The 21,057-nt window shown below is 66.7% G+C and carries 19 protein-coding genes and 1 pseudogene; 10 read left to right on the plus strand and 10 right to left on the minus strand.

Going from position 1 to position 21,057, the window contains the following annotated elements:
- Window positions 1-15: 15 nt before the first annotated feature.
- Genes K307_RS26770 through K307_RS26790 form a run of 5 tightly spaced genes read right to left on the minus strand, consistent with a single transcriptional unit; the run spans window position 16 to window position 4,822 of the window.
- Window positions 16-858, minus strand: a complete 843-nt coding sequence (locus K307_RS26770; RefSeq protein WP_042883869.1) for an ABC transporter ATP-binding protein — start codon at window positions 856-858, stop codon at window positions 16-18.
- Window positions 855-1,601 (minus strand): ABC transporter ATP-binding protein, encoded by a 747-nt coding sequence (locus K307_RS26775; protein WP_042883870.1) that lies wholly within the window; start codon window positions 1,599-1,601, stop codon window positions 855-857. Before K307_RS26775 ends, K307_RS26770 begins: the two co-directional genes overlap by 4 nt.
- A complete protein-coding gene (locus tag K307_RS26780) occupies window positions 1,598-2,620 on the minus strand; it encodes a branched-chain amino acid ABC transporter permease (RefSeq protein ID WP_230626136.1) in 1,023 nt (340 codons plus the stop codon). The genes K307_RS26775 and K307_RS26780 overlap by 4 nt, the downstream gene beginning before the upstream one ends.
- A complete protein-coding gene (locus K307_RS26785) occupies window positions 2,617-3,513 on the minus strand; it encodes a branched-chain amino acid ABC transporter permease (protein ID WP_042883871.1) in 897 nt (298 codons plus the stop codon). The genes K307_RS26780 and K307_RS26785 overlap by 4 nt, the downstream gene beginning before the upstream one ends.
- Before the next feature lie 25 nt (window positions 3,514-3,538).
- Window positions 3,539-4,822 (minus strand): amino acid ABC transporter substrate-binding protein, encoded by a 1,284-nt coding sequence (locus K307_RS26790; protein WP_155301287.1) that lies wholly within the window; start codon window positions 4,820-4,822, stop codon window positions 3,539-3,541.
- 192 nt (window positions 4,823-5,014) lie between these two features.
- Between K307_RS26790 and K307_RS26795 the strand changes: the two genes are divergently transcribed.
- Genes K307_RS26795 through K307_RS26810 form a run of 4 tightly spaced genes read left to right on the plus strand, consistent with a single transcriptional unit; the run spans window position 5,015 to window position 9,260 of the window.
- A complete protein-coding gene (locus K307_RS26795; protein ID WP_051975198.1) occupies window positions 5,015-6,406 on the plus strand; it encodes an ABC transporter substrate-binding protein in 1,392 nt (463 codons plus the stop codon).
- A gap of 25 nt (window positions 6,407-6,431) precedes the next feature.
- Complete coding sequence (locus K307_RS26800; RefSeq protein ID WP_042883872.1) at window positions 6,432-7,460, plus strand: ABC transporter ATP-binding protein; 1,029 nt, start codon at window positions 6,432-6,434, stop codon at window positions 7,458-7,460.
- The gene (locus K307_RS26805) at window positions 7,457-8,404 is read left to right on the plus strand and encodes a carbohydrate ABC transporter permease (RefSeq protein WP_042883873.1); all 948 of its coding nucleotides are present in this window, start codon (window positions 7,457-7,459) and stop codon (window positions 8,402-8,404) included. The genes K307_RS26800 and K307_RS26805 overlap by 4 nt, the downstream gene beginning before the upstream one ends.
- 1 nt (window position 8,405) lies before the next feature.
- Entirely contained in the window at window positions 8,406-9,260 is an 855-nt protein-coding gene (locus K307_RS26810) for a carbohydrate ABC transporter permease (RefSeq protein WP_042883874.1), read from the plus strand.
- Window positions 9,261-9,269: 9 nt separating this feature from the next.
- On the opposite strand, the gene K307_RS26815 is transcribed toward K307_RS26810, so the two are convergent.
- Window positions 9,270-9,464 carry a DUF2905 domain-containing protein gene (locus tag K307_RS26815; protein ID WP_022533324.1) on the minus strand — a complete coding sequence of 65 codons (195 nt, stop codon included), beginning with the start codon at window positions 9,462-9,464 and terminating at the stop codon, window positions 9,270-9,272.
- A 16-nt stretch (window positions 9,465-9,480) separates the two neighbouring features.
- The gene (locus K307_RS26820; protein WP_042883875.1) at window positions 9,481-10,668 is read right to left on the minus strand and encodes a class I SAM-dependent methyltransferase; all 1,188 of its coding nucleotides are present in this window, start codon (window positions 10,666-10,668) and stop codon (window positions 9,481-9,483) included.
- Window positions 10,669-10,683: 15 nt separating this feature from the next.
- On the opposite strand from K307_RS26820, the gene K307_RS26825 reads away from it, so the two are divergent.
- The 3 genes from K307_RS26825 to ttcA all read left to right on the plus strand — a co-directional run bounded on the left by K307_RS26825 (window position 10,684) and on the right by ttcA (window position 13,091).
- On the plus strand, window positions 10,684-11,535 hold the full coding sequence (locus K307_RS26825; protein WP_042883876.1) for an SDR family oxidoreductase: 852 nt from the start codon (window positions 10,684-10,686) through the stop codon (window positions 11,533-11,535).
- A 103-nt stretch (window positions 11,536-11,638) separates the two neighbouring features.
- Window positions 11,639-12,040 carry a dihydroneopterin aldolase gene (locus K307_RS26830; RefSeq protein ID WP_042883877.1) on the plus strand — a complete coding sequence of 134 codons (402 nt, stop codon included), beginning with the start codon at window positions 11,639-11,641 and terminating at the stop codon, window positions 12,038-12,040.
- Between the two features lie 109 nt (window positions 12,041-12,149).
- Window positions 12,150-13,091 (plus strand): tRNA 2-thiocytidine(32) synthetase TtcA, encoded by a 942-nt coding sequence (gene ttcA / locus K307_RS26835; RefSeq protein WP_042883878.1) that lies wholly within the window; start codon window positions 12,150-12,152, stop codon window positions 13,089-13,091.
- 67 nt (window positions 13,092-13,158) lie between these two features.
- Here the strand turns inward: ttcA and K307_RS26840 are convergent, their stop codons facing one another.
- Complete coding sequence (locus K307_RS26840; protein ID WP_042883879.1) at window positions 13,159-13,986, minus strand: DUF6279 family lipoprotein; 828 nt, start codon at window positions 13,984-13,986, stop codon at window positions 13,159-13,161.
- Between the two features lie 290 nt (window positions 13,987-14,276).
- On the opposite strand from K307_RS26840, the gene glmU reads away from it, so the two are divergent.
- Both glmU and glmS read left to right on the plus strand, forming a co-directional pair.
- Window positions 14,277-15,641 carry a bifunctional UDP-N-acetylglucosamine diphosphorylase/glucosamine-1-phosphate N-acetyltransferase GlmU gene (gene glmU / locus K307_RS26845; protein ID WP_042883880.1) on the plus strand — a complete coding sequence of 455 codons (1,365 nt, stop codon included), beginning with the start codon at window positions 14,277-14,279 and terminating at the stop codon, window positions 15,639-15,641.
- Between the two features lie 112 nt (window positions 15,642-15,753).
- Window positions 15,754-17,592 (plus strand): glutamine--fructose-6-phosphate transaminase (isomerizing), encoded by a 1,839-nt coding sequence (glmS, locus tag K307_RS26850; protein ID WP_042883881.1) that lies wholly within the window; start codon window positions 15,754-15,756, stop codon window positions 17,590-17,592.
- A gap of 109 nt (window positions 17,593-17,701) precedes the next feature.
- On the opposite strand, the pseudogene K307_RS26855 reads toward glmS, so the two are convergent.
- Window positions 17,702-18,650 (minus strand): annotated as a pseudogene (locus K307_RS26855) (SphA family protein).
- A gap of 144 nt (window positions 18,651-18,794) precedes the next feature.
- Entirely contained in the window at window positions 18,795-19,745 is a 951-nt protein-coding gene (locus K307_RS26860) for a LysR family transcriptional regulator (protein WP_042887447.1), read from the minus strand.
- A 119-nt stretch (window positions 19,746-19,864) separates the two neighbouring features.
- Between K307_RS26860 and K307_RS26865 the strand changes: the two genes are divergently transcribed.
- Window positions 19,865-20,845 (plus strand): Bug family tripartite tricarboxylate transporter substrate binding protein, encoded by a 981-nt coding sequence (locus K307_RS26865; protein ID WP_042883882.1) that lies wholly within the window; start codon window positions 19,865-19,867, stop codon window positions 20,843-20,845.
- Window positions 20,846-21,057 lie beyond the last annotated feature (212 nt).

Below are 21,057 nucleotides of genomic sequence, written 5' to 3' on the forward strand. Positions count from 1 at the left end.
GCCATCCCGTTCGGGTCAGGCACCGAGAAACAGCCGGCCGACCTCCGGGTCCCGGCTCAGTTCGTCACCGGTGCCGGCCATGGCCAGCTGCCCGGCCACCAGGACATAGCCTAGGTCGGCGAATGCGAGCCCTTTGCGGGCGTTCTGCTCGACCAGGATGATGGTCTTGCCCTCGTCTTGCTGCAGCTGGCGCAGGCGTTCGAACACCAGATCGACATAGCGCGGCTCCAGCCCGATCGAAGGCTCGTCCACCAGCAGCACGGCGGGGTCCATCATCAGCGCGCGCGAGATTTCGAGCAGCCTGCGCTCCCCGCCGGAGAGCACGCTGGCGCGCTGGCCGCGCCGTTGCGCGAGCGCGCCATGGCGCTGGAAGATGCGCTCGGCCGCAGCCTTGGCATCTCGCGGGTGCGGCATCAGGTACCCGCCCATCAGCAGGTTTTCTTCGACCGTCATGTCGGGGAAGATCGAACCCTCCTGCAGTACATAGGCCACGCCTGCCTGCCGCAGCATCTGCTCGGCACGCAGGTGGGTGACCGGCGCGCCGGCCACGGTGATGGTCCCCGACATGACCCGGGCCAGGCCGCAGATGGCACGCAGCACCGTGGACTTGCCCGCGCCGTTCGGGCCGATCAGGCACAGCGAGCCGCCGCGCGCCACGCGCAGGCTGAAGCCGTGCAGGATCTCCATGCCGCCATAGCCGGCGACCAGGTCGTCGACGGCGACCATCGGCGTGCCGCCGGCAAGTTGCTCGAGTTGCACGACGCTTGGCCGGGGGCGCGAGAGCGCGGCGGCGAGCGTGGCGGCAGGCGCGTGGGCAACCGTCTGGGCCGCGGTATGCGTGGTGTGCGCGGTGATCATGGCTGGCCTCCCAGGTAGGCCTCGATCACCGCGCGGTTGGCCGTGATCTGCGCCGGCGATCCCTGCGCCAGCACCTCGCCATGCGCCAGGCAATAGATGTGGCCGGCCAGCTGCATCATCACCCGCATATTGTGTTCGATCACCAGCAGGGTGATGCCGAGCCGCGCGTTGATGTCCCTGAGCAGGGCGATCAGGCTGTCGATCATCACCGGGTTCACGCCGGCGGTGGGCTCATCGAGCAGCAGCAGCCTGGGCTCGTTCATCAGGGCCATGCAGATCTCGAGCAGCTTCTGCTGCCCGAACGACAGGTCGGCGCCGCGCTGGTCCGCGTGGTCCTGCAGCCCGGCCATGCGCAGGATCTGGCGGGCCTGTGCTGCCACCGCCGGTGCCTGCCGCGTGCACATGGCGGCGAGCCCTTCATGCACATGGGGCACGCTGACCAGCAGGTTCTGCAGGCAGCCCATCTTGCCGAACACCCGCGTCTGCTGGAAGGTGCGCACCAGGCCCAGGCGCGCGATCTCGGGTACGCGCAGCCGCGAGATCTCGCGCCCGTCGAACGCGATCGATCCGCCGTCGATCGGGTGGTAGCCGACGATGGAGTTGAACAGGGTCGTCTTGCCCGAACCGTTCGGCCCGATCAGGCCGACGATGCTGCCGTGCGGCACCTGCAGGGAGATGTCATGGTTGGCGACGACACCGCCGAAGCGCTTGGTGACGCCGCGCACCGCAAGCAGGTCGGTCATGGCGCGGCACTCCCTGTCATGCGGCGGCGGTTTGCACTGTAGTCGCGCAGCCAGCCCATGATGCCGGTCGGGAACAGCACCACGATCAGCACGATCAGCACGCCCAGCGCAACGCGCTGCCAGTTCAGCAGGTAAGTCCAGAACAGCTCCTGGGTGAGGTGGAACAGCGCGGCGCCGATCACCGGGCCCCACAGCGTGCCCTTGCCGCCCAGGATTGCCATCACCACCATCCACACGCCGAAAGTGGCGCCGGCAAAGGCCAGCTCGCGCGGATCGATGAAGCCCACCAGGTTGCCCGTCAGGGCTCCTGCCATGCCGAGGAAGACGGCGCACACGCACCAGGCCAGGATCTTGTAGCGCGTGGTGTGCAGGCCGAGCGCCTCGGCCTTGTCCTCGTCGTCGCGGATGGCATTGAGCGCGAGCCCGAACGGGCGCGCATAGAGCCACCGCAGCGACAGCAGGGTCACCACGGCCAGCACCAGCATCGCGTAGTAGAAGAACGGCTCGCGGCTGCCGGCAGCACCCGGGAACAGCGGCAGCGTCATGCCCGATCCCGAGCCGATGAAATCCCAGCCGGCGGCACCATCGGCGCAGGCGATGCCTAAGCCCAGCGTTCCGATGGCGAAGTAGTGGCCGCGCAAGCCCAGCATGGCCGGGCCCAGCGCAAGCGCCGCAGCCACGGCCGCCAGCGCCGCCAGGCCGGTACCCGCCGCCAGGCCGGCGAAGTAGCCCAGCCCGAAGTCGCGCTGCACCACCGCGCAGACATAGGCGCCCACGCCAAAGAACACGATGTTGCCGAAGGAGTTGTATCCCATCTGCCCGCCCATGACGTCCCACGTCAGCGCGAACAGCACCATCAGCCAGAGAAAGGTCAGTTGCGTGGTGATGCCGGCGAACAGCCACGGCGCGATCAGCGCGCCCAGGCTGCCCGCAAGCAGTGCCAGCCAGGCAGCCGGGGCGGCCGAGGTGACCGGGACATCCGATTCGGGCCGGCGCGCGCCGCGCAGGTGCGGGTTCATCGCAGGTAGCCGCGCCGCCGGCGCAGCATCAGGTTGCGGCTCACCAGGATCGCCACCAGCAGGGCGTAGAGGAAGGCGGTCTGGTACTCGGTACCGAGCAGGAAGCCGGCATAGTTCTCGGCAATGCCCAGCCCGCCCCCGGCGCCGAGCACCGGAAGCATGCTGCCGAGCCCGGCCACCACCACGATCATGAAGGCGCGCACGGTATAGGGCAGGCCAAGGTAGGGGTGGATGATCCAGGTCATTGCCACCAGTCCGCCAGCCGCGCCGCAGATGGCGGCATTGAGGGCGAAGGTCGAGGCGTAGATGCGATCGGCGTCCACCCCCAGCACACGGGCAGCGCGCGCGTTCTGGGCGGTAGCCCGGATCGCCTGGCCGCGGCGCGAATGCCTGAGGAACAGCATCAGGCTGGCGCCCAGCGCCAGCGCTGCGGCGAACGCCGCCAGCTTGATCTTCGGCACCACCAGTCCGCCCGGCAGCAACAGGCTGCCCAGCCCCGCATCGACCGTGCGCACATTGGCGCCGAAGGCCAGGTTGGCGAGCTGCTGCAGCACGATGCTCAGGCCGAAGGTGGCCAGCACCGAGACAAAGAGATCGCGCTCGACCAGCCGGAAGATGACGATGCGATAGAGTCCCCAGCCCACGCAGTACATCACCGCCGCGGCAACCGGCACGGCCAGCATCGGGGGCACGCCCTTGCCAACCAGCCAGATCACGATATAGCCGCCCAGCATTACCAGCTCGCCCTGGGCCACGTTGATGAGGTTCATCACGCCCCATACCAGCGCCATGCCGTAGGCGGCCAGCGCAAAGATCGCGCCGGCCAGCAGGCCATCCACCACGAGCTGCAGGTTCAGCTCGGGACTCTGGATGAGGACCGCGAGATTGGTCATCTGCGTCAGGCCGCGCAGCAGCCCTCTATTTGCGCCGCGCCCAGGCAGGTGCCGGATAAGTGACCTTCGACGACGCCCACTTGCCCGGCGCGACCACCTTGAACTTGCCGTCCTGCACCTGGTACAGCACCATCGACTTGGCGATGTTCTTGCCGCTCTGGTCGAACCTGAGCGGGCCGTAGAACGTCATCAGGTCGGTTTTTGCCAAGGCATCGCGGACCTTCTCCGTATCGAACGAGGCGGCACGCTCGAATGCGTCGACGAAGGCCAGCACCGCGGCGGTGGACTCGGCCGCCTGGTATGGCGCCTCGTAGTGGTACTCCTTTTCGAAGCGCTGCGCGTACTGGTCGGCCGTGCCGAACCAGCGGTCCTTGTAGCTGAGCGTGCGGTCCCATTGCGAGCCGCACACCGCGAATTCGGCGCTCTTGCCGAATTTCTCGATGATCTGCGCGGAGTCGCAGTGGGTCAGCGCCAGCATCGGCACGTCGATACGCATCTCCGCTAACTGCCGCACCGCCAGCGCCGCGCCCTTTTCATGGCCGGAGACCACCAGGATGTCTGGCTTGAGCGCCTTCACCTTGGCCAGCGTGGCCGACATGTCGTTCAGCTCGGGCGGCAGCTTGTCGTCGATCACCACCTGCATGCCAAGGCGTCTCGCATCCTCTTCCACGCCGTCGCGCACGTCCTGCGAGAAGTTGTCGTTCTCGATGGCGATGGCCACCTTGAGGTTCTTCGGCGACTTGCCTGCCCGCTGCGCCTCCTCGGCGGCGAGGCTGATGGCGGCGCGCAGGTAGTAGTCGGAGGTATTGAGCACCGCGAACATGTAGCGGTAGCCCTGCGTGAACAGGTTGCGGTCCGCGCCGTTGCCCTCGACCATCGGAATCTTGTACTTCTCCGTGACCGGGGCGATCGCCTTAGTGAGCCCGGAACTGTAGGGCCCCAGCACGAACTTGACGCCATCCTGGTTGATCAGCCGCTCGGCCAGCTGTGCGCCGCGGGCCGAGGTCGATTCGTCGTCGTAGTAGAGGACCTTCAACTGATAGGCCTTGCCGCCAACCTTGACGCCGCCCATCTCATTGACGCGCTTCACGGCAAGGTTGTAGCCGTCCTGGGTGTTCTTGCCATTGGTGGAGTACTTGCCGGTCAGGGAGACCGCGGCACCGAGGATGATGGTGTTGCCCTCCACCTTGGCGGCGGCGGGGACCGACACGGTCAGGCCAAGACCGGCCAGGGCGCAGACGGTGGCATGGCGTAAATGGATAGCGGGCCTGGGATCGCCTGGCGAGCTTCGTGTAGATGCGTTTTTCATGGCACCTCCTCACTCTCTCCAACGTAGGACTCATTTCTGAAAGCGGAAGTGCCGTATGTCACGGGTCCATCACTCCGTGAGGTGTTCCCGGGATTCCCTATTCATGAAATGAGGCCTACGCTTGAGTTGATCAGGTAGATCGTTGCTCGACCGGGATGGGAGCCGACCGCTTTCTCGCATGAGGAGATAGCCATGGCCAAGACAGCGCATCCAGGTGGTACCCACGTGGCAGTCGCCACCAGCCCCAATACGAATACCAATACCGGCAGGCGCAGATTCATCCGGACCACGGGCGCCGTCGGGCTTGCGGCCGGCCTCGGACCCTTCCTGATCCCCAAGCATGCCCGCGCGGCAAAGCACACGCTCAAGATCCTGCAGTGGAACCACTTCGTGCCGGGCTACGACAAGTGGTTCGACGACACCTATGTGAAGGAGTGGGGCCAGAAGAACGACACCGAGGTGGTGGTCGACCACGTCGGCATCCCGGCGCTGGCCACGCGTGCCGCCGCCGAAGTGTCCGCGCAGAAGGGGCACGACCTGTTCATGTTCCTGTCGCCGCCGCCGGTCTACGAGGAACAGGTGATCGACCATCGCGAGCTCTACGAGGAATGCCAGCGCAAGCATGGCAAGCCGATGGAGCTGGCCATCAAGAGCACATACAACCCGAAGACGAAGAAGTACTTCGGCTTCTCTGACAGCTTCGTGCCGGACCCGATCAACTACCGCAAGGACCTCTGGGACGACGTCGGCATGAAGCCGCCGGACACCTGGCTGGACGTCCTCGCCGCCGGCCGCAAGATCAAGGCCAAGCGCGGCATTCCGGTCGGCGTCGGGCTGTCCGCGGAACTCGACACCGCGATGGCGATGCGCGCCATCCTGTATGCCTTCGGCGGTTCGGTCCAGGACGACCGGCACACCGTCGTGCTGAACTCCAAGAACACCGTCGAAGCGGTGAAGTTCGTCAAGGCGCTGTTCCAGGAGACCATGACGCCGGAAGTGCTGGCATGGGACCCGTCGTCCAACAACCGCGCCATGCTGGCCGGCAAGATCTCGCTCTGCCTGAACGCCATCTCCATCACACGCGAGGCCGAGAACAAGAACCTGCCGATCGCGCGCGACATCTGGCTGACGCAGGCCCTGCAGGGGCCGGTGCGGCGCATCGCGCTGGAGCACGTGATGGACTGCTACGTGATCTGGAAATTCGCCGAGAACATCGCCGGCGCGAAGAAGTTCCTGGTCGACTATATCGACAACTTCCGGCAGGGTTTCCTGGGCAGCGAGTTCTACAACTTCCCCTGCTTCCTCAGCACCGTGCCTGACCTGCAGAAGCTGATCGCCGACGACCAGAAGGCCACGCCGCGCGACAAGTACAAGGTGCTCGGCGCGCTGATGAACCAGGCGACCAATGTCGGCTACCCCGGCTACGCCAACGCGGCCGTCGACGAGATCTTCAATACCTGGGTCCTCAATACCATGTTCGCCAAGGCAGCCACGGGCGACGAGACGCCGGAGAACGCGGTCCGGATCGCCGATGCCGCGTGCAAGCGCATTTTCTCCAAGTGGCGCGACAAGGGCATGGTGTAGCGCGCGACTGGGTATGTAGCTGGATATGGCTTCCGTAGAAGTTCGCTCGCTCACCAAGCATTTCGATGGCGCCAACGCGGTCGATAACGTCGACCTTGGCGCCCGCGATGCCGAGTTCCTGGTGCTGCTGGGGCCGTCCGGCTCCGGCAAGACCACGCTGCTGCGCCTGATTGCCGGGCTCGAGGCGCCCAGCCGCGGCGATATCCTGGTGGACGGCCGCGTCGTCACGGCGCTGCCGCCCAGGATGCGCAACATGGCGATGGTGTTCCAGAGCTACGCGTTGTACCCGCACCTGAATGTGTTCGACAACATCGCCTTCCCGCTGCGGGCCAGGCACATGTCGCGCGAGGAGACCGGCAGCAAGGTGGACTGGGCCGCGCAATTGTTCGGCATTGGGCATCTGCTGGAGCGCAAGCCGCGCCAGCTGTCCGGCGGCGAGCGCCAGCGGGTGGCGCTGGCGCGCGCGGTGGTGCGCGAGCCGGTGGCGTTCCTGCTCGACGAGCCCTTGTCCAATCTCGACGCCAAGCTGCGGACCTCGGCGCGCGACGAGTTGCAGCGTTTCCAGCGCCGGCTCGCCATCACCACCATCTACGTCACGCATGACCAGATCGAGGCGCTGGGCCTGGGCGACCGCATCGCCATCCTCGACCACGGCAGGATTCACCAGATCGGCACGCCGCAGGAGGTCTATGAGCATCCCGCCGATCTCTTCGTCGCCACCTTTATCGGCTCGCCGCCGATGAACCTGATCGAAGCCGACGGGGTCGTGACCGGATTCCGGCCCGAGCATTTCCTGCCGCGCGAAGCCTATCCCGCGGCGGATGCGCTGCGCGCCTTTGCCGTGGACGTGACGCGCATCGAGAACCTGGGCTCGGACCGCCTCGTGTATGGCAAGCTCGAAGCGCCACTGCCGCCGGCCAGCGTGGTCTCGCGCATTCCCTGCACGGTGACGGTCCCGATCGAGCCCGGCGCCGGCCACCGCTTCGTGGTGCGCGAGCGCGACCTGCGCCGCTTCGATGCAAAATCCGGGGCCAGCCTGGGAGCCGCGCCGTGAAGCCGCTGCACATCGCCACCGGGCAGCCCGCGCAGGACCAGGCACGACAGCCCGCGCAGCGCCTGGCCGACGACGACCGCTGGCTCGGCCGCGCCATGCTCGCCCCGGCGGTGATCTACATTGCGCTGCTGGTCGGCTTTCCGTTCATGCTGTCGATCTACTACAGCCTCTCCGATGCCACGGTGGGCAGCCAGGTGCTGCACTTCGTCGGCCTGGAGAACTTCCGGCGCGTGCTGGAAAGCAGTACGTTCTGGCGTTCGCTGCGCAACGCGCTGGTCTTTACGCTGGTGTCGCAGGTGCTGGTGGTGGTGCTGGCCAAGATGCTGGCGCTGGCCCTGTACCGGGACTTCCGCGGCAAATGGCTGGTGCGCCTGCTGATCCTGCTGCCGTGGGTGGCGCCGATCTCGCTCGGCACCATCGGCTGGCTGTGGATCTTCGATCCGGTCTACAGCATCATCAACTGGACCCTGGCCGCGGTCGGCGTGCTGGGGCCGCGCAACTGGCCGGTGTGGCTCGGCCAGCCGGACCTGGCGATGGCCTCGGTCATCGTGGTGGATGTCTGGCGCCTGTTGCCGCTGGCCACGGTGATCATCCTCGCCGGCCTGAGCGGCATCCCGCAGGATATCCACGACGCCGCCGCCATGGATGGCGCTGGCTTCTGGCGGCACCTGTTCCTCATCAACATTCCGCTGGTGATGCCCATCATGCTGGTGGCGCTGCTCTTTGGCATCGTCTTCACCTTCACCGACATGATCATCATCTACGTGCTGACCCGCGGCGGCCCGTACGACACCACCCAGGTGCTGGCCAGCCTGGCCTTCTTCACCGGCATCCAGGGCGGCGACCTGGCGGAAGGGGCCGCCATCTCGCTGTTCCTGTTCCCGGTGCTGGTGGCGGTCGTGATCGTGCTGCTGACCGTGGCGCGCCGCACCGAGGTGACCTGAAATGCGCCCCGCTGCCATCACCTGGCGACGCTGGGGTGCGCGCAGCGCCCATTTCGGCGTCGTCGCCGCGTTTGCGGCGTTCTGCGCGTTTCCCTTCTACTGGATGCTGATCACGACCTTCAAGGATGTGCACGACCTGATCAACACCGCCAACAACCCGTTCCTGTTCAACCTGCCGCCGACGATGGAGAACCTGCGGATCCTGTTCGGCGAGACCCGCTATCTGCGCTGGGTGCTCAATACGCTGGTCGTGGCCGTGGGCGTAGTGCTGATCACGCTGCTGCTGGCCGTGCCCGCCGGCTACAGCCTGGCCCGGCTGTCGGGGCGATGGGGCCGGCAGTGGGCCATCGGCATCTTCTTGACCTACCTGATTCCGCCCACCATCCTGTTTATCCCGTTCTCGCGCATCATCGGCGCGCTCGGACTGCAGGATTCGCTGTGGTCGCTGGTGTTGGTGTACCCCAGCTTCACGGTGCCGTTCTGCAGCTGGCTGATGATGGGGTTCTTCAAGGCGGTGCCGCGCGACATCGAGGAAGCCGCGATGATGGACGGCCTGAGCCGCTTCGGCGCGTTCCTGAAGGTGGTGGTGCCGCTGTCGTCAAGCGGGATACTGACCGTGGTCATCTTCAGCGCTACGCTGGCGATGCAGGAATTCGTCTATGCGCTAACCTTCATCACCAGTTCGTCGCAGTACACGGTGAGCGTCGGCGTGCCGACCTTCCTGGTGCGGGGCGATGTCTATTTCTGGGGTTCCCTGATGGGTGCCTGCCTGATCGTCAGCGTGCCGGTCGCTGCGCTCTATAACAGTTTCCTTGACCGCTTCGTCGCGGGGTTCACTGTCGGGGCGATCAAGTGATTCGCTGACCTAAAGCAGCTTGCCGATCACCAGCGCGATCAGCGAGATCAGGATCGTCGACGCAAACGGCAGCACGAATTCGCGTCCGAACACGCGAAAACGCACGTCGCCGGGCAGTTTTCCCAGCCCGATCTTCTGCAGCCACGGCAGCGCCGCGGACAACACGATCACGCTCAGGAAGATGGTGAGGGTCCAGCGCAGCATGTCGGCTCCGGTGCCGTTACAGGGTGTGGCAGCGGTCGCCGCGCGCAAAGCCGTCCATCGGCTCGCTGTCGTCCAGGCCGCGCGTGAGCGCGATCACCTTGAACAGCTCGCCCATTTCCGCTTCGGACAGCAGCTTCTGCACAGCGTTGGCCTGCGGCAGGAAGGCGCGCGCGTCGGACGGATCCAGTGCCATCAGCAGCTCGGTGATGCCGGCATTCATCAGGAAGCGCGCCTGCGAGGCAAAGCCCGATACCGTCAGTCCGGCGTCCACGGCCGCATGGGCGATGCCGCTGAAGTTCACGTGCGCGGTGATGTCCTGCAGACCCGGGTAGAGGAACGGGTCCGGGTGCGCATGATGGCGGTAGTGGCACATCAGCGTGCCGCCGGCGCGCTGCGGATGGTAGTACTCGCCCGCGGGGAAGCCATAGTCGATGAAGAAGGCCGCGCCGCGTGCCAGCATCGCACCGACCGCACGGATGAAGCCTTCGGCTTCGGCATGGGTCTCGGTGACGAGGTCATGGTCGCCTGGGATGGCGCGCAGGGCCTCCGACACGTCGGCGTCGGCCAGCGGGCGGTCCTCGAAGCGGAAGGCGCGTTCGCCATCGTCGCTGCGCACCACGCCGCGCTCATGCCAGCGGCCGCCGTTGCGCGCGTAGAGCCGCACCGGCATCGCATCCAGCACTTCATTGCCGACGATCACGCCTGCGAAGGTGTCCGGCAGCGTGTCGAGCCAGGTGACCCGGTCCGCCAGGTGTGGTGCGCGTTGCGCCAGCGTGGCTTGCTGGCGCGCGCGCAGTTCGCCCGACAGCTCGACGATCGCATACGTCTCCGGCAACCGGCCTTCCTGCTCCAGCCCCAGCAGCAAATCCGCCGCCAGCCGCCCGGTGCCGGCGCCGAATTCCATCACGCCCGGCAGGCCCTGCGCCAGCAGCGGCGCGAACTGGCGCGCCAGCGTGCGCGCGAAGAAGGGGCTCAGTTCGGGGGCGGTGATGAAGTCGCTGCCGTCGCGGGCATCGCGCCCGAACTTGGCCGAGCCGCCGCTGTAATAGCCCAGCCCGGGCGCGTACAGCGCCTGCGCCATGTAGCGGTCAAAACCGGTCCAGCCGCCGGCCGCATCGATGGATTCGCCAATACGGGCGGTAAGGGTATCGGAGGCGGCCTGCGCGTCGGCGGGGGGAAGGGGTAAACTAGCGGCTTTCTGCATCCCGCGATTGTAGCAATGCCCGCATCCAATACTCCGGCCAGCCAACCCTCGGCCCAGCCCGCCCAGCCCGCCGCTGCGTCCGCCACCACGCGCGGCGTGGCGCTCGTGACCGGCGGCGCGCGCCGCCTGGGCCGTGCCATCGCGCTCGAACTGGCCGCGCAGGGCTGGGACGTGGCCGTGCACTGCCATCGCTCGGTGGACGAGGCCGAGGCCCTGGCCACGCAGATCCGCGCCCTCGGCCGCCGCGCCGCGGTGCTGCGCGCCGACCTGGCCGACGAAGCCGCCACCGGCCGCCTGGTGGCCGACTGCACCGCCGCGCTGGGCGTGCCCACCTGCCTGGTCAACAACGCCTCGCTGTTCCAGTACGACGTGGCGACCAGCTTCTCGTATGCGTCGCTCGATACGCATATGCGCACCAATGTGGCGGCGCCGCTGCTGCTGGCGCGCGAACTGCACAAGGCCCTTGCCGCCGCCGCTGGCTCCGACAAGGCCGCCGAGCCGCGCGGTGTGGTGATCAACCTGCTCGACCAGAAGCTGGATAACCTGAACCCGGATTTCCTGTCGTACACGCTGTCCAAGGCCGCGCTGCAGACCGCCACGGTGCAGCTGGCGCAGGCGCTGGCGCCGCGCCTGCGCGTGGTCGGCGTGGCCCCGGGCATCACGCTGGTGTCGGGCGAGCAGTCCGAGCAGAGCTTCCGCCGCGCGCACCGGGTGACGCCGCTTGGCCAGTCGTCCACGCCCGAGGATATCGCCCAGGCGGTGGCCTACCTGGCGCAGGCGCGCGCCGTGACCGGCACCACGCTGTACGTGGACGGCGGCCAGCACCTGATGCCGCTCGCGCGCGACGTGATGTTCTTGACCGAGTAAGCTGGAAGCCGGCCTTCTACCGAAACTCGGGATTACCGAAGTACCGATCGATGTGCCGCGCCCGCCGGGCGCGGTTTCCTTTTTCCTCCCTCCGCTGCCCGCCATGACCATGCTCGCCGCCCTTTCCCACCCCAGCCTGCAAGACTGCCGACGCATGTTCCTGCGCAACTACGAAGTGCAGATCAATATCGGCGTGCACGAGTTCGAGAAGAAGGGCGAACAGCGGGTGCTGATCAATATCGACCTGTTCGTGCCGCTGGCGCAGAGCACGCCCCAGGCGGACAAGCTCGAAGAAGTGGTCGACTACGACTTCATGCGCAACACCGTGGCCGAGCGCATGGCGCAAGGCCACGTGCACCTGCAGGAAACCTTGTGCGACGACGTCGCGCGCGCCATGCTCAGGCATCCCAAGGTGCGCGCGGTGCGTGTCTCGACCGAAAAGCCTGACGTGTACCCGGACTGCGATTCGGTCGGCGTCGAGGTCTTTCATATCAAGCAGGCCTGAGCCGCGGTTCCACTGGCGCCGGCATCGTGCGGGCGCCTAAAGTAAAATGTTGCCCCTTCGCGCCGCGCCGGCCATTCCATCCGGCGGGTGCCACGCAACAGGATGCTCCATGAGCCACTCGAACAACTTCTACCGCCTCGAGACGAGGCTGCAATCGCAAACCGGCAAGGCCATCGGCGACTTTGGCATGATCGAGGACGGCGACACCGTGCTGGTCTGCATGAGTGGCGGCAAGGACTCGTACACCATGCTGTCGGTCCTGATGGCGCTGCAGAAGCGCGCGCCGATCAAGTTCAAGCTGATCGCGATGAACCTGGACCAGAAGCAGCCCGGCTTCCCGGAGCACGTGCTGCCGGAGTACCTGAAGTCGGTGGGCGTGGAATACCTGATCGTCGAGGCGGACACCTACTCGATCGTCAAGGAGAAGGTGCCCGAGGGCAAGACCACCTGCTCGCTGTGCTCGCGCCTGCGCCGCGGCGTGATCTACCGCACCGCCAAGGAGCTGGGCGCCAACAAGATCGCGCTGGGCCACCACCGCGACGATATCGTCCAGACCTTCTTCCTGAACATGTTCTTCGGCGGCAAGATGAAGGCGATGCCGCCCAAGCTGTCGACCGACGATGGCCAGCACATCGTGATCCGCCCGCTGGCCTACTGCTCGGAGAAGGACATCGCCGCGTATGCGCGCGCGATGGAATTCCCGATCATCCCGTGCAACCTGTGCGGCTCGCAGGAGAACCTGCAGCGCAAGAAGGTCAGCGAGATGCTGCAGCAGTGGGAGCGCGAGAACCCGGGGCGCATCGACAATATCTTCTCGGCCCTGCGCAACGTGGTGCCGTCGCACCTGGCCGATACCGAGCTGTTCCCGTTCATGGGCCTGGCCACCGGGCTGGCCAAGGTGGACGAGGCCTCCCTGTTCGGCGAGACCACCTTCCAGCAGCAGCCGCTGGTGTTCGCCGGTAGCGTGGAAGAGAACCGGATGGAGTTCGTGCGCTTCGAGCGCCCGGCCGCGGCAGCAACCCCCACGGCGGAGCAGGCCGGCACGCAGTAACGCCGCGACAGCCATACAGCAACACGCCCGCTTGCGCGGGCGTGTTGCATTGGGCGAGTCCGTGGCTTCAGTTGGCCGCCGCCGCCCGCACCGGCCCGCCCCCCTTCTCGCGCATCAGCGCATGCGTATCCTCGATCCACTTCTGGAAGCGGTCTTCGGCGTGTGCCTTCTGCTTGGGCGTGGTCATGTTGGCGATGGCCACGGTCAGCGCAATGCCGGCGTTGGTGCTGGCTTCGTGGCTGGCCGCGCGCCTGCCTGGCGGGTTCTGCCAGTAGTCGCGGAAGCGCCGCAGCAGGTCCATCACCTGCGCCTTGGGCGGTTGCGTGGTCTGCACGTAGCGCACCAGCTTGATCCATTCCTGCTGCCGGGCCACGCGCTCGGCATAGCGCGCTTCGGCGTTCTGCACCACGGGAGCGAGCGCGGCGCGGATCGCCTGTTCCTGTTCGTGGGAGAAGCTGCCGTAGACCAGCTTGGCGTAGTCCATCACCTTGTCAAAGCGTGCCTCTTCGCGCTCGGCCGGCTTGGGATTCAGGAATGTCTTGCGGTACTTGGCATTGCCCTCGGCGAATTTCTTCTCCATCCGGCTGATCTGCTCAGGCGTCAGCGTCAGCAGCAGGTCGGCCATATCGGGCATTGCATAGTCAAATGACTGGCGCGCGAGCCGCTGCGAGGCCTCCTGGAATTGCTCGACCATGGCCGGGCTGACCGGCTGCCGCACCTCGGTCTTGGCCTGCTGCAGCAGGCCGGCGATCTCTGGCAGCTGCGCCTTGCGGTGCCAGGCGAAGAAGCGCGCGATGGCCTCGCGCGTGTGCGGTTCCTGCTCGGAACTGACGTCGACATAGTTGTCGATCCACCAGTACGCCAGGTGGTCGCCCTGCTGGTATCCCAGCTTCATCGCATTGCATGCGCACAGTGCGGCAGCACCCAGAAACACGAAAATCCGGCGTGCCCAGCGATTGTGAATTTCAGAAACAGTGACGCGTTGCGCAGAATGCGCCATGTTAAAATCGGCGCGCATCGCCCCGGGCTTGTTTTGGTGGCCGCCAGCCCAGTACTGGCAAGGGTTTGCGGGGTTTTTCGCGGGCCCGTCGGCGCTGTTCCGCCAACCCTGGCGGCACAGTCCGCGAAACACCCGGCCGGCGTTTTCCAGAATATTTTCGGACACACTCACTTAGGGGTCTCCTTGTGAATATCGTCATTCTCGCCGCAGGCGTGGGCAAGCGGATGTATTCCGATTTGCCCAAGGTGCTGCACCCGGTAGCGGGGCGGCCCATGCTGGCCCACGTCCTGGATACGGCTCGTGCGCTGTCGCCGTCGCGGCTGGTCGTCGTCGTCGGTCACGGTGCCGAGCGCGTGCGCGAGGCCGTTGCCGCAGACGATGTCGCCTTCGCCGAACAGGCCCAGCAGCTTGGCACGGGCCATGCGGTGATGCAGGCACTTCCATTGTTGGACGACAGCCATCCCACATTGGTTCTGTACGGTGATGTGCCGCTCACAACCGCTGCCACGCTCAAGGCGCTGGTGGCCGAAGCCGGCACGCAGCGCTTCGGCGTGCTGACGGTGGAAATGCCAGACCCGACCGGCTATGGCCGCATCGTGCGGGACGCCGCAGGCAGCATCGTGCGCATTGTCGAGCAAAAGGACGCCACTGAGGCGGTCAAGGCGATCCGCGAGATCAACACCGGCATTATCGTGTGCCCGACCGGCCACCTGCGCAAGTGGCTTTCCACGCTGCGCAACGACAACGCCCAGGGCGAGTACTACCTGACCGATACCGTCGAGCGCGCCGCCACTGAAGGCGTGGAGATCGTCTCGGCGCAGCCCGCGGCGATCTGGGAGACGCTTGGCGTCAACAGCAAGCTGCAGCTTGCTGAGGTGGAGCGCATCCACCAGGGCAACCAGGCCCGGCGCCTGCTGGAAGCCGGCGTGACGCTGCTGGACCCGGCCCGTATCGACGTTCGCGGCGAGCTGACCTGTGGCCGCGACGTCACCATCGACGTGGGCTGCGTGTTCGAAGGCCGTGTCCACCTGGAAGACGGTGCGCGCATCGGCGCCAGTTGCGTGATCCGCAACAGTACCGTGGGTGCCGGCGCGCAGGTGCATCCGTTCTGCCATATCGACGAGGCAAAGATCGGCCCGGCCGGCCGCATCGGCCCGTACGCGCGGCTGCGCCCCGGCACCGAGCTGGGCGAAGACGTGCATATCGGCAATTTCGTCGAGGTCAAGAACGCCCAAGTGGCCGCGCACAGCAAGGCCAATCACCTGGCCTATGTGGGCGATGCCACAGTGGGGTCGCGCGTCAACATTGGCGCGGGTACCATCACCTGCAACTATGACGGTGTGAACAAGCACCGCACGGTGATCGAGGACGATGTCTTTATCGGCTCCGACACGCAGTTGGTGGCGCCGGTGACGGTGCGCCGCGGCGCCACGCTGGGTGCCGGCACCACGCTGACCAAGGAGGCGCCCGCCGACAAGCTGACGCTGTCGCGGGCCAGGCAGCTAACCGTCGACGCCTGGCAGCGTCCAGTCAAGCAGCCGAAGAAGTAATCGTCAGGCCGCCGCTTGAGCGGCCAGGGAAACGCGGCCTCCGCCTCGGCGAGGCGGCGTCAGTGGTTTGATACCGGCGCCGGGCAACCGGCGCCTGAAACGGGGGTTCACCATGTGTGGCATCGTCGGCGCGGTTTCCACGCGCAATATCGTTCCGGTCCTGATCGAAGGGCTGCGCCGCCTGGAGTATCGCGGCTATGACTCGTGCGGCGTCGCCGTCGTGCGCGGCGACGCGGTCGAGCGCGCGCGCACCGTGTCGCGCGTGGCTGACCTCGACGCGCAGACCCAGGCCTCGGGCCTGTCCGGCTTTACCGGCGTCGCGCATACCCGCTGGGCCACCCACGGCAAGCCCGATACCGTCAACGCGCACCCGCACCTGTCGGGCGAGACCATCGCGCTGGTGCACAACGGCATCATCGAGAACTACGAGCCGCTGCGCGAGGAACTGCGCGCGGTCGGCTACGGCTTCGAGTCGCAGACCGACTCGGAGGTGGTCGCCCACCTGATCCACCAGGCCTACACCTACCCGAGTGGCGCCACGCGCGGCGACCTGTTCGCCTCGGTGCGCGCGGTGACCAAGCGCCTGCACGGCGCCTACGCCATCGCCGTGTTCGCCAAGGACCTGCCCGGCGTCGTGGTCGGCGCCCGCGCCGGTTCGCCGCTGGTGGTGGCGCTGGGCGAGAACGAGGCCTTCCTCGCCTCCGACGCACTTGCCGTGGCCGGCACCGCCAACCGCATCATCTACCTGGAAGAGGGTGATGTGGTCGAGATCTCGCTGGACGGCGTGGCCATCCACGACGCGCAAGACCATGCGGTCGAGCGCGAGGCGCGCCTGGTCGAAGCCCACGCCGCGTCGGTCGAGCTGGGCCCGTACCGCCACTTCATGCAGAAGGAAATCTTCGAGCAGCCGCGCGCGCTGGGCGACACGCTGGAAGGCATCGAGACCATCTCGCCGGAACTGTTCGGCAAGGGCGCCGCCGAGGTCTTTGCCGGCATCGACAGCATCCTGATCCTGGCCTGCGGCACCAGCTACTACTCCGGCTGCACGGCCAAGTACTGGCTGGAAAGCATCGCCAAGATCCCGACGCAGGTCGAGGTCGCCAGCGAATACCGCTACCGCGACACCGTGCCCAACCCGCGCGCGCTGGTGGTGGTGATCTCGCAGTCCGGGGAAACCGCCGACACCATGGCCGCGCTGCGCCACGCACGCGCGCTCGGCCATGTCCATACGCTGGCGGTGTGCAACGTCGCCACCAGCGCGATGGTGCGCGAAACCGAACTGCGCTTCCTGACCCGCGCCGGCACCGAGATCGGCGTGGCCTCGACCAAAGCCTTCACCACGCAGCTGGCCGCGCTGTACATGCTGACGCTGGCGCTGGCCAAGACGCGCGGGCTGCTGACCGAAGAGGCCGAGGCCCGCGACCTGGCCAACCTGCGCCACCTGCCCGCCGCGCTGCACGGCGTGCTGGCGCTGGAGCCGCAGATCATCGCCTGGTCGGAAGACTTCGCGCGTCGCGAGAACGCGCTGTTCCTGGGCCGTGGCCTGCACTACCCGATCGCGATGGAAGGCGCCCTCAAGCTCAAGGAAATCTCGTATATCCATGCTGAAGCTTATCCGGCGGGCGAACTGAAGCACGGGCCGCTGGCGCTGGTGACCGAGGCGATGCCGGTGGTCACGGTCGCGCCCAACGACGCGCTGCTGGAAAAGCTCAAGTCCAATATCCAGGAAGTGCGTGCGCGCGGTGGCCGGCTCTATGTGTTTGCCGACAGCGATACGCAGATCCAGTCGTCGGATGGGATCCAGGTGATCCGGATGCCTGAGCACTACGGTGACCTGTCGCCGATCCTGCATGTGGTGCCGCTGCAGCTGCTGGCGTATCACACGGCGTGCGCGCGGGGGACGGATGTGGACAAGCCGCGCAACCTGGCGAAGTCGGTGACGGTGGAGTAAGTCGGCGCGTCATCATGCAAAAGAGGCCCTTCGGGGCCTCTTTGCTTTGGTGCGCGTCCTCACGCCACGTACAACAGGAACGCCCGCGCTGTCAGCGGATACACCGATCTCAGAATACGATCGCCGCCGTCCCCATGAACGTGCTAGTGCTCCTCAGCCGGTTCTTGCTTGCCACTGTCGGCACCCAGCGCAAACTCAGCGGACAGCAGGCTCCTGGCGCCGATCTTGGTGTCGTAGGTGACGATCGGGCCCATGGCCCAGTCATGGCCGCGGAAGCCGTTCAGGCTGTCGGCCAGCGGGCCGCTGTCGTCGCCGAGCTGTTGCGTGGTGCCGGCGATCAGGCCCACACCCGCGCCGTTGGAAAAGCGCTTGAGCAGCATCGTGTCCAGCGTGAACAGCGGCGCGTTCTGGTAACCGGTGGCGCTGTTGCGTGTGTAGAACTGCAGCCCGGCCACGGCATCGAACTCCAGCCCATGCTCGGGGAACAGCTTGGTATAGGCGACCTGCGGCACAAAGGTCCAGTTGTTCAGGCTCGGATTGGCCAGCGCGTTCGGATCGTACTTGCCCGTGGGTGCCCAGATGTTCAGGCTCAGCGCAACATGCTCGGTCTTGGAGTGGTACACCGCGATGATCGGCGTGAAGTAGATATCGAACAGGTTCGACGCGGTGTCCTGCGTGCTGGCGCCCGCGCGCCCGGCGCTGAGATTGGCCGTCACCTTCGTCCATACGTACGACAGCGTGAAGCTGGAGGCGAAGTTCCATGCGCCGGGCCCGGTGTCCCAGACCTTCATCACGGTGGCCAGCGTGAACGCGACCTGCGCGTCGATCCCCAGCGAGGCCTTGCCTGCGATCGGTGCGGCTGCCGCTGATCGAGCCGTCGAGGTAGAGCTCGCCAATATTGACGGCCAGGATCGGCTCGGGGGACACAATGCCGGCGTTGGGCGTGAGCTGGTGCCGGTGACGGGCCGGCCCAGCGCGCCTTCGGTGGCATCAGCGCCGGTGGCCGCGCACAGCAGGGGCAGGGCCGACAGCAGCCGGCGTGCAAGCTTGGTTGGCATGTCAGGAACCTCCGGAGCACCGGCGAAAACCGCCTGGCGGGCACGCGCGAGCCGCCGGATCGCCTGGCGACCAACATAGCACGCCATAATTCGCTGCGATCTGAAAAGATTTGGACGGGCAGATTCCTGTTTTTCGACGTTCTGCTAAGGCTGCGTGCCGCGGCTTTGCGCCAGCACTTCATGCACCAGCGCCGCAAACGCGCGTGCGGCCGGCGAGGGCGAGTGCCCGGCCAGCGACACGATGCCGTACTGCGCCCTGAGTTCGCTGGGCGGGCGCATCGGCAGGGCCACCGCCGCGCCTTGTGCGCAAGCGTCGGCCATCATCGCCGCCGGTACCAGCGCCACGGCGTCGGTGCCCAGCATCAGCGTGCGCAGCGCGTGCATGTCGTTGCAGGTGACGGTCAGCAGGGCGGCGGCGTCTTCGCCGGCCGGGTCGGCACTCTCTCCGGCATTCTTGCCGGCATCGTGCAGCGCTTGCCGGAAGAAATCGCGGATATGCGGCGGCAGCCGCGGCCCCGCCACCGGGTAGGCCGTCAGCGCGGGCAGGCTGACTGCGCGCAACTGCGCCAGCGGATGCGCGCGGCGCACGAAGAACCCGGTCTCCAGCGCCGGCAGCCGCTCGATCTGCAGGTGGCCGAGCGCCGCCAGGCTGCGGCTTTCGCCGATGAAGACGTCGAGCCGCTCGGCTTCCAGTGCGCGCAGCATGGTCGGGGTGTCGGCGGTCTCGACGTCGATGCGCAGGCGCGGGTAGCGCCGCACCAGCGCCTCCAGCACCGGGTCGAGCAGGAACGACGCGGCGAACGGCCCGAAGCCGGCGCGGATCTCGCCGATCTCCACGTCCTCCAGCAGCTGCAGGTCGCGCCGCAGCTCGCGGCCCTCGCGCAACATGCGCCGGGCGCGTTCCAGCACCAGCGCGCCGGCCGCGGTCGGGCGCACCTTGCCGTAGCTGCGGTCGATCAGCTGGCCCAGGTCGGCTTCCAGCGCCTGGATGCTGCGCGTCAGCGCCGGCTGCGACAGGTGCAGCGCGGTGGCGGCGCGGGCAAAGCTGCCCTGTTCGACCAGGGATACGAAGTGATGCAGCTGCCTTATTCCCAGGAAGCTCATGAACTTAACCATTTATGCATGGAAACCTGAAAAATATTGCATTGGACGTAGTTTCTCAAGCCCGCTACCGTTGTCCTCCAAAACCATAAAGACGACCTGGAGACGACGACATGAACCGACGCGCAATGCTCGCGCTCGCACTCGGCGGGCTGACGCTCAGCCTGGCCCTGCCGGCCGCCGCGCAGACCTATCCCGTCAAGCCCATCCGCATCGTGGTGCCCTACGTGGCCGGCGGCGGCACCGACACCATCGCCCGCGCCATGGGCGAGAAGCTCAGCAAGCGGCTGGGCCAGCCCGTGGTGGTAGACAACAAGGCCGGCGCCTCCGGCATCATCGGCACAGACGCCGTGGCCAAGGCCGCGCCCGACGGCTACACGCTGCTGCTGACGATCACGCAGTCAGTGCTGACCAACCAGTTCCTGTATGAGAAGCTGCCCTACGACCCGCGCAGGGACCTGACCATGATCAGCGTGCTGGCCGATGCGCAGCTGGTGCTGGTGGCGCATCCGTCGGTGCCGGCGCGCACGGTGCGCGAGCTGGGCGACTACGTGCACGCGCGGCCAGGCAAGGTCACCTATGCCTCGTGGGGCGTGGGCTCGCTGTCGCACCTGAGCGGCGCCTACTTCAGCAAGCTCACGCGTGGCGAAGCCACGCACGTGCCATACAAGGGCGAGGCGCCGATGATGCAGGACCTGCTCGGCGGGCAGGTGCAGTTCGGCTTTGCCAGCATCCTGACGGCCAAGCCGTATATCCAGAGCGGCAAGCTCAAGGCGCTGGCCGTGACCGGTACGCAGCGCAGCAGCGCGCTGCCGGAGATGCCGACCTTTGCCGAATCCGGCATGCAGGACAGCGCCTTCAAGACGCTGGGGTGGATCGGCCTGCTGGCGCCGGTGGGAGTGCCCGCGCCGGTGGTCGCAAAGCTGGAAGGCGAGGTGCGCGCGATCCTGCAGACGCCGGACATGCAGGCGCGGCTGGTGGCGCTGGGACTGCGCACCGTGGGCAGTTCGCCGGCCGAGGCGCAGGCGCTTTATGCGCGCGACTGGCCGGTGCTGAAAACGCTGGTGGCGGATTCGGGCGCGAAGCTGGACTGATTATTCCTGCCTGAATCCCGAGGACGGGCGGCGCGGCGGATACCGTGTTCGCCCGTTTTTTATTTGGTTATCGTGTGCGAATCGGACGAATAGAGGGCGAATGGAAACCATTGCCATTCGCATCCTCAATTAGCCGGTAAAACCGGGAAATCCCGGCCGAATTCGCTTGATGTCCGCCTTGGCCGACCTACCATGAAAGCCACGGCAGGATA

It is taken from the genome of Cupriavidus necator A5-1 (assembly GCF_000744095.1).
Lineage (GTDB): Bacteria > Pseudomonadota > Gammaproteobacteria > Burkholderiales > Burkholderiaceae > Cupriavidus > Cupriavidus necator_A.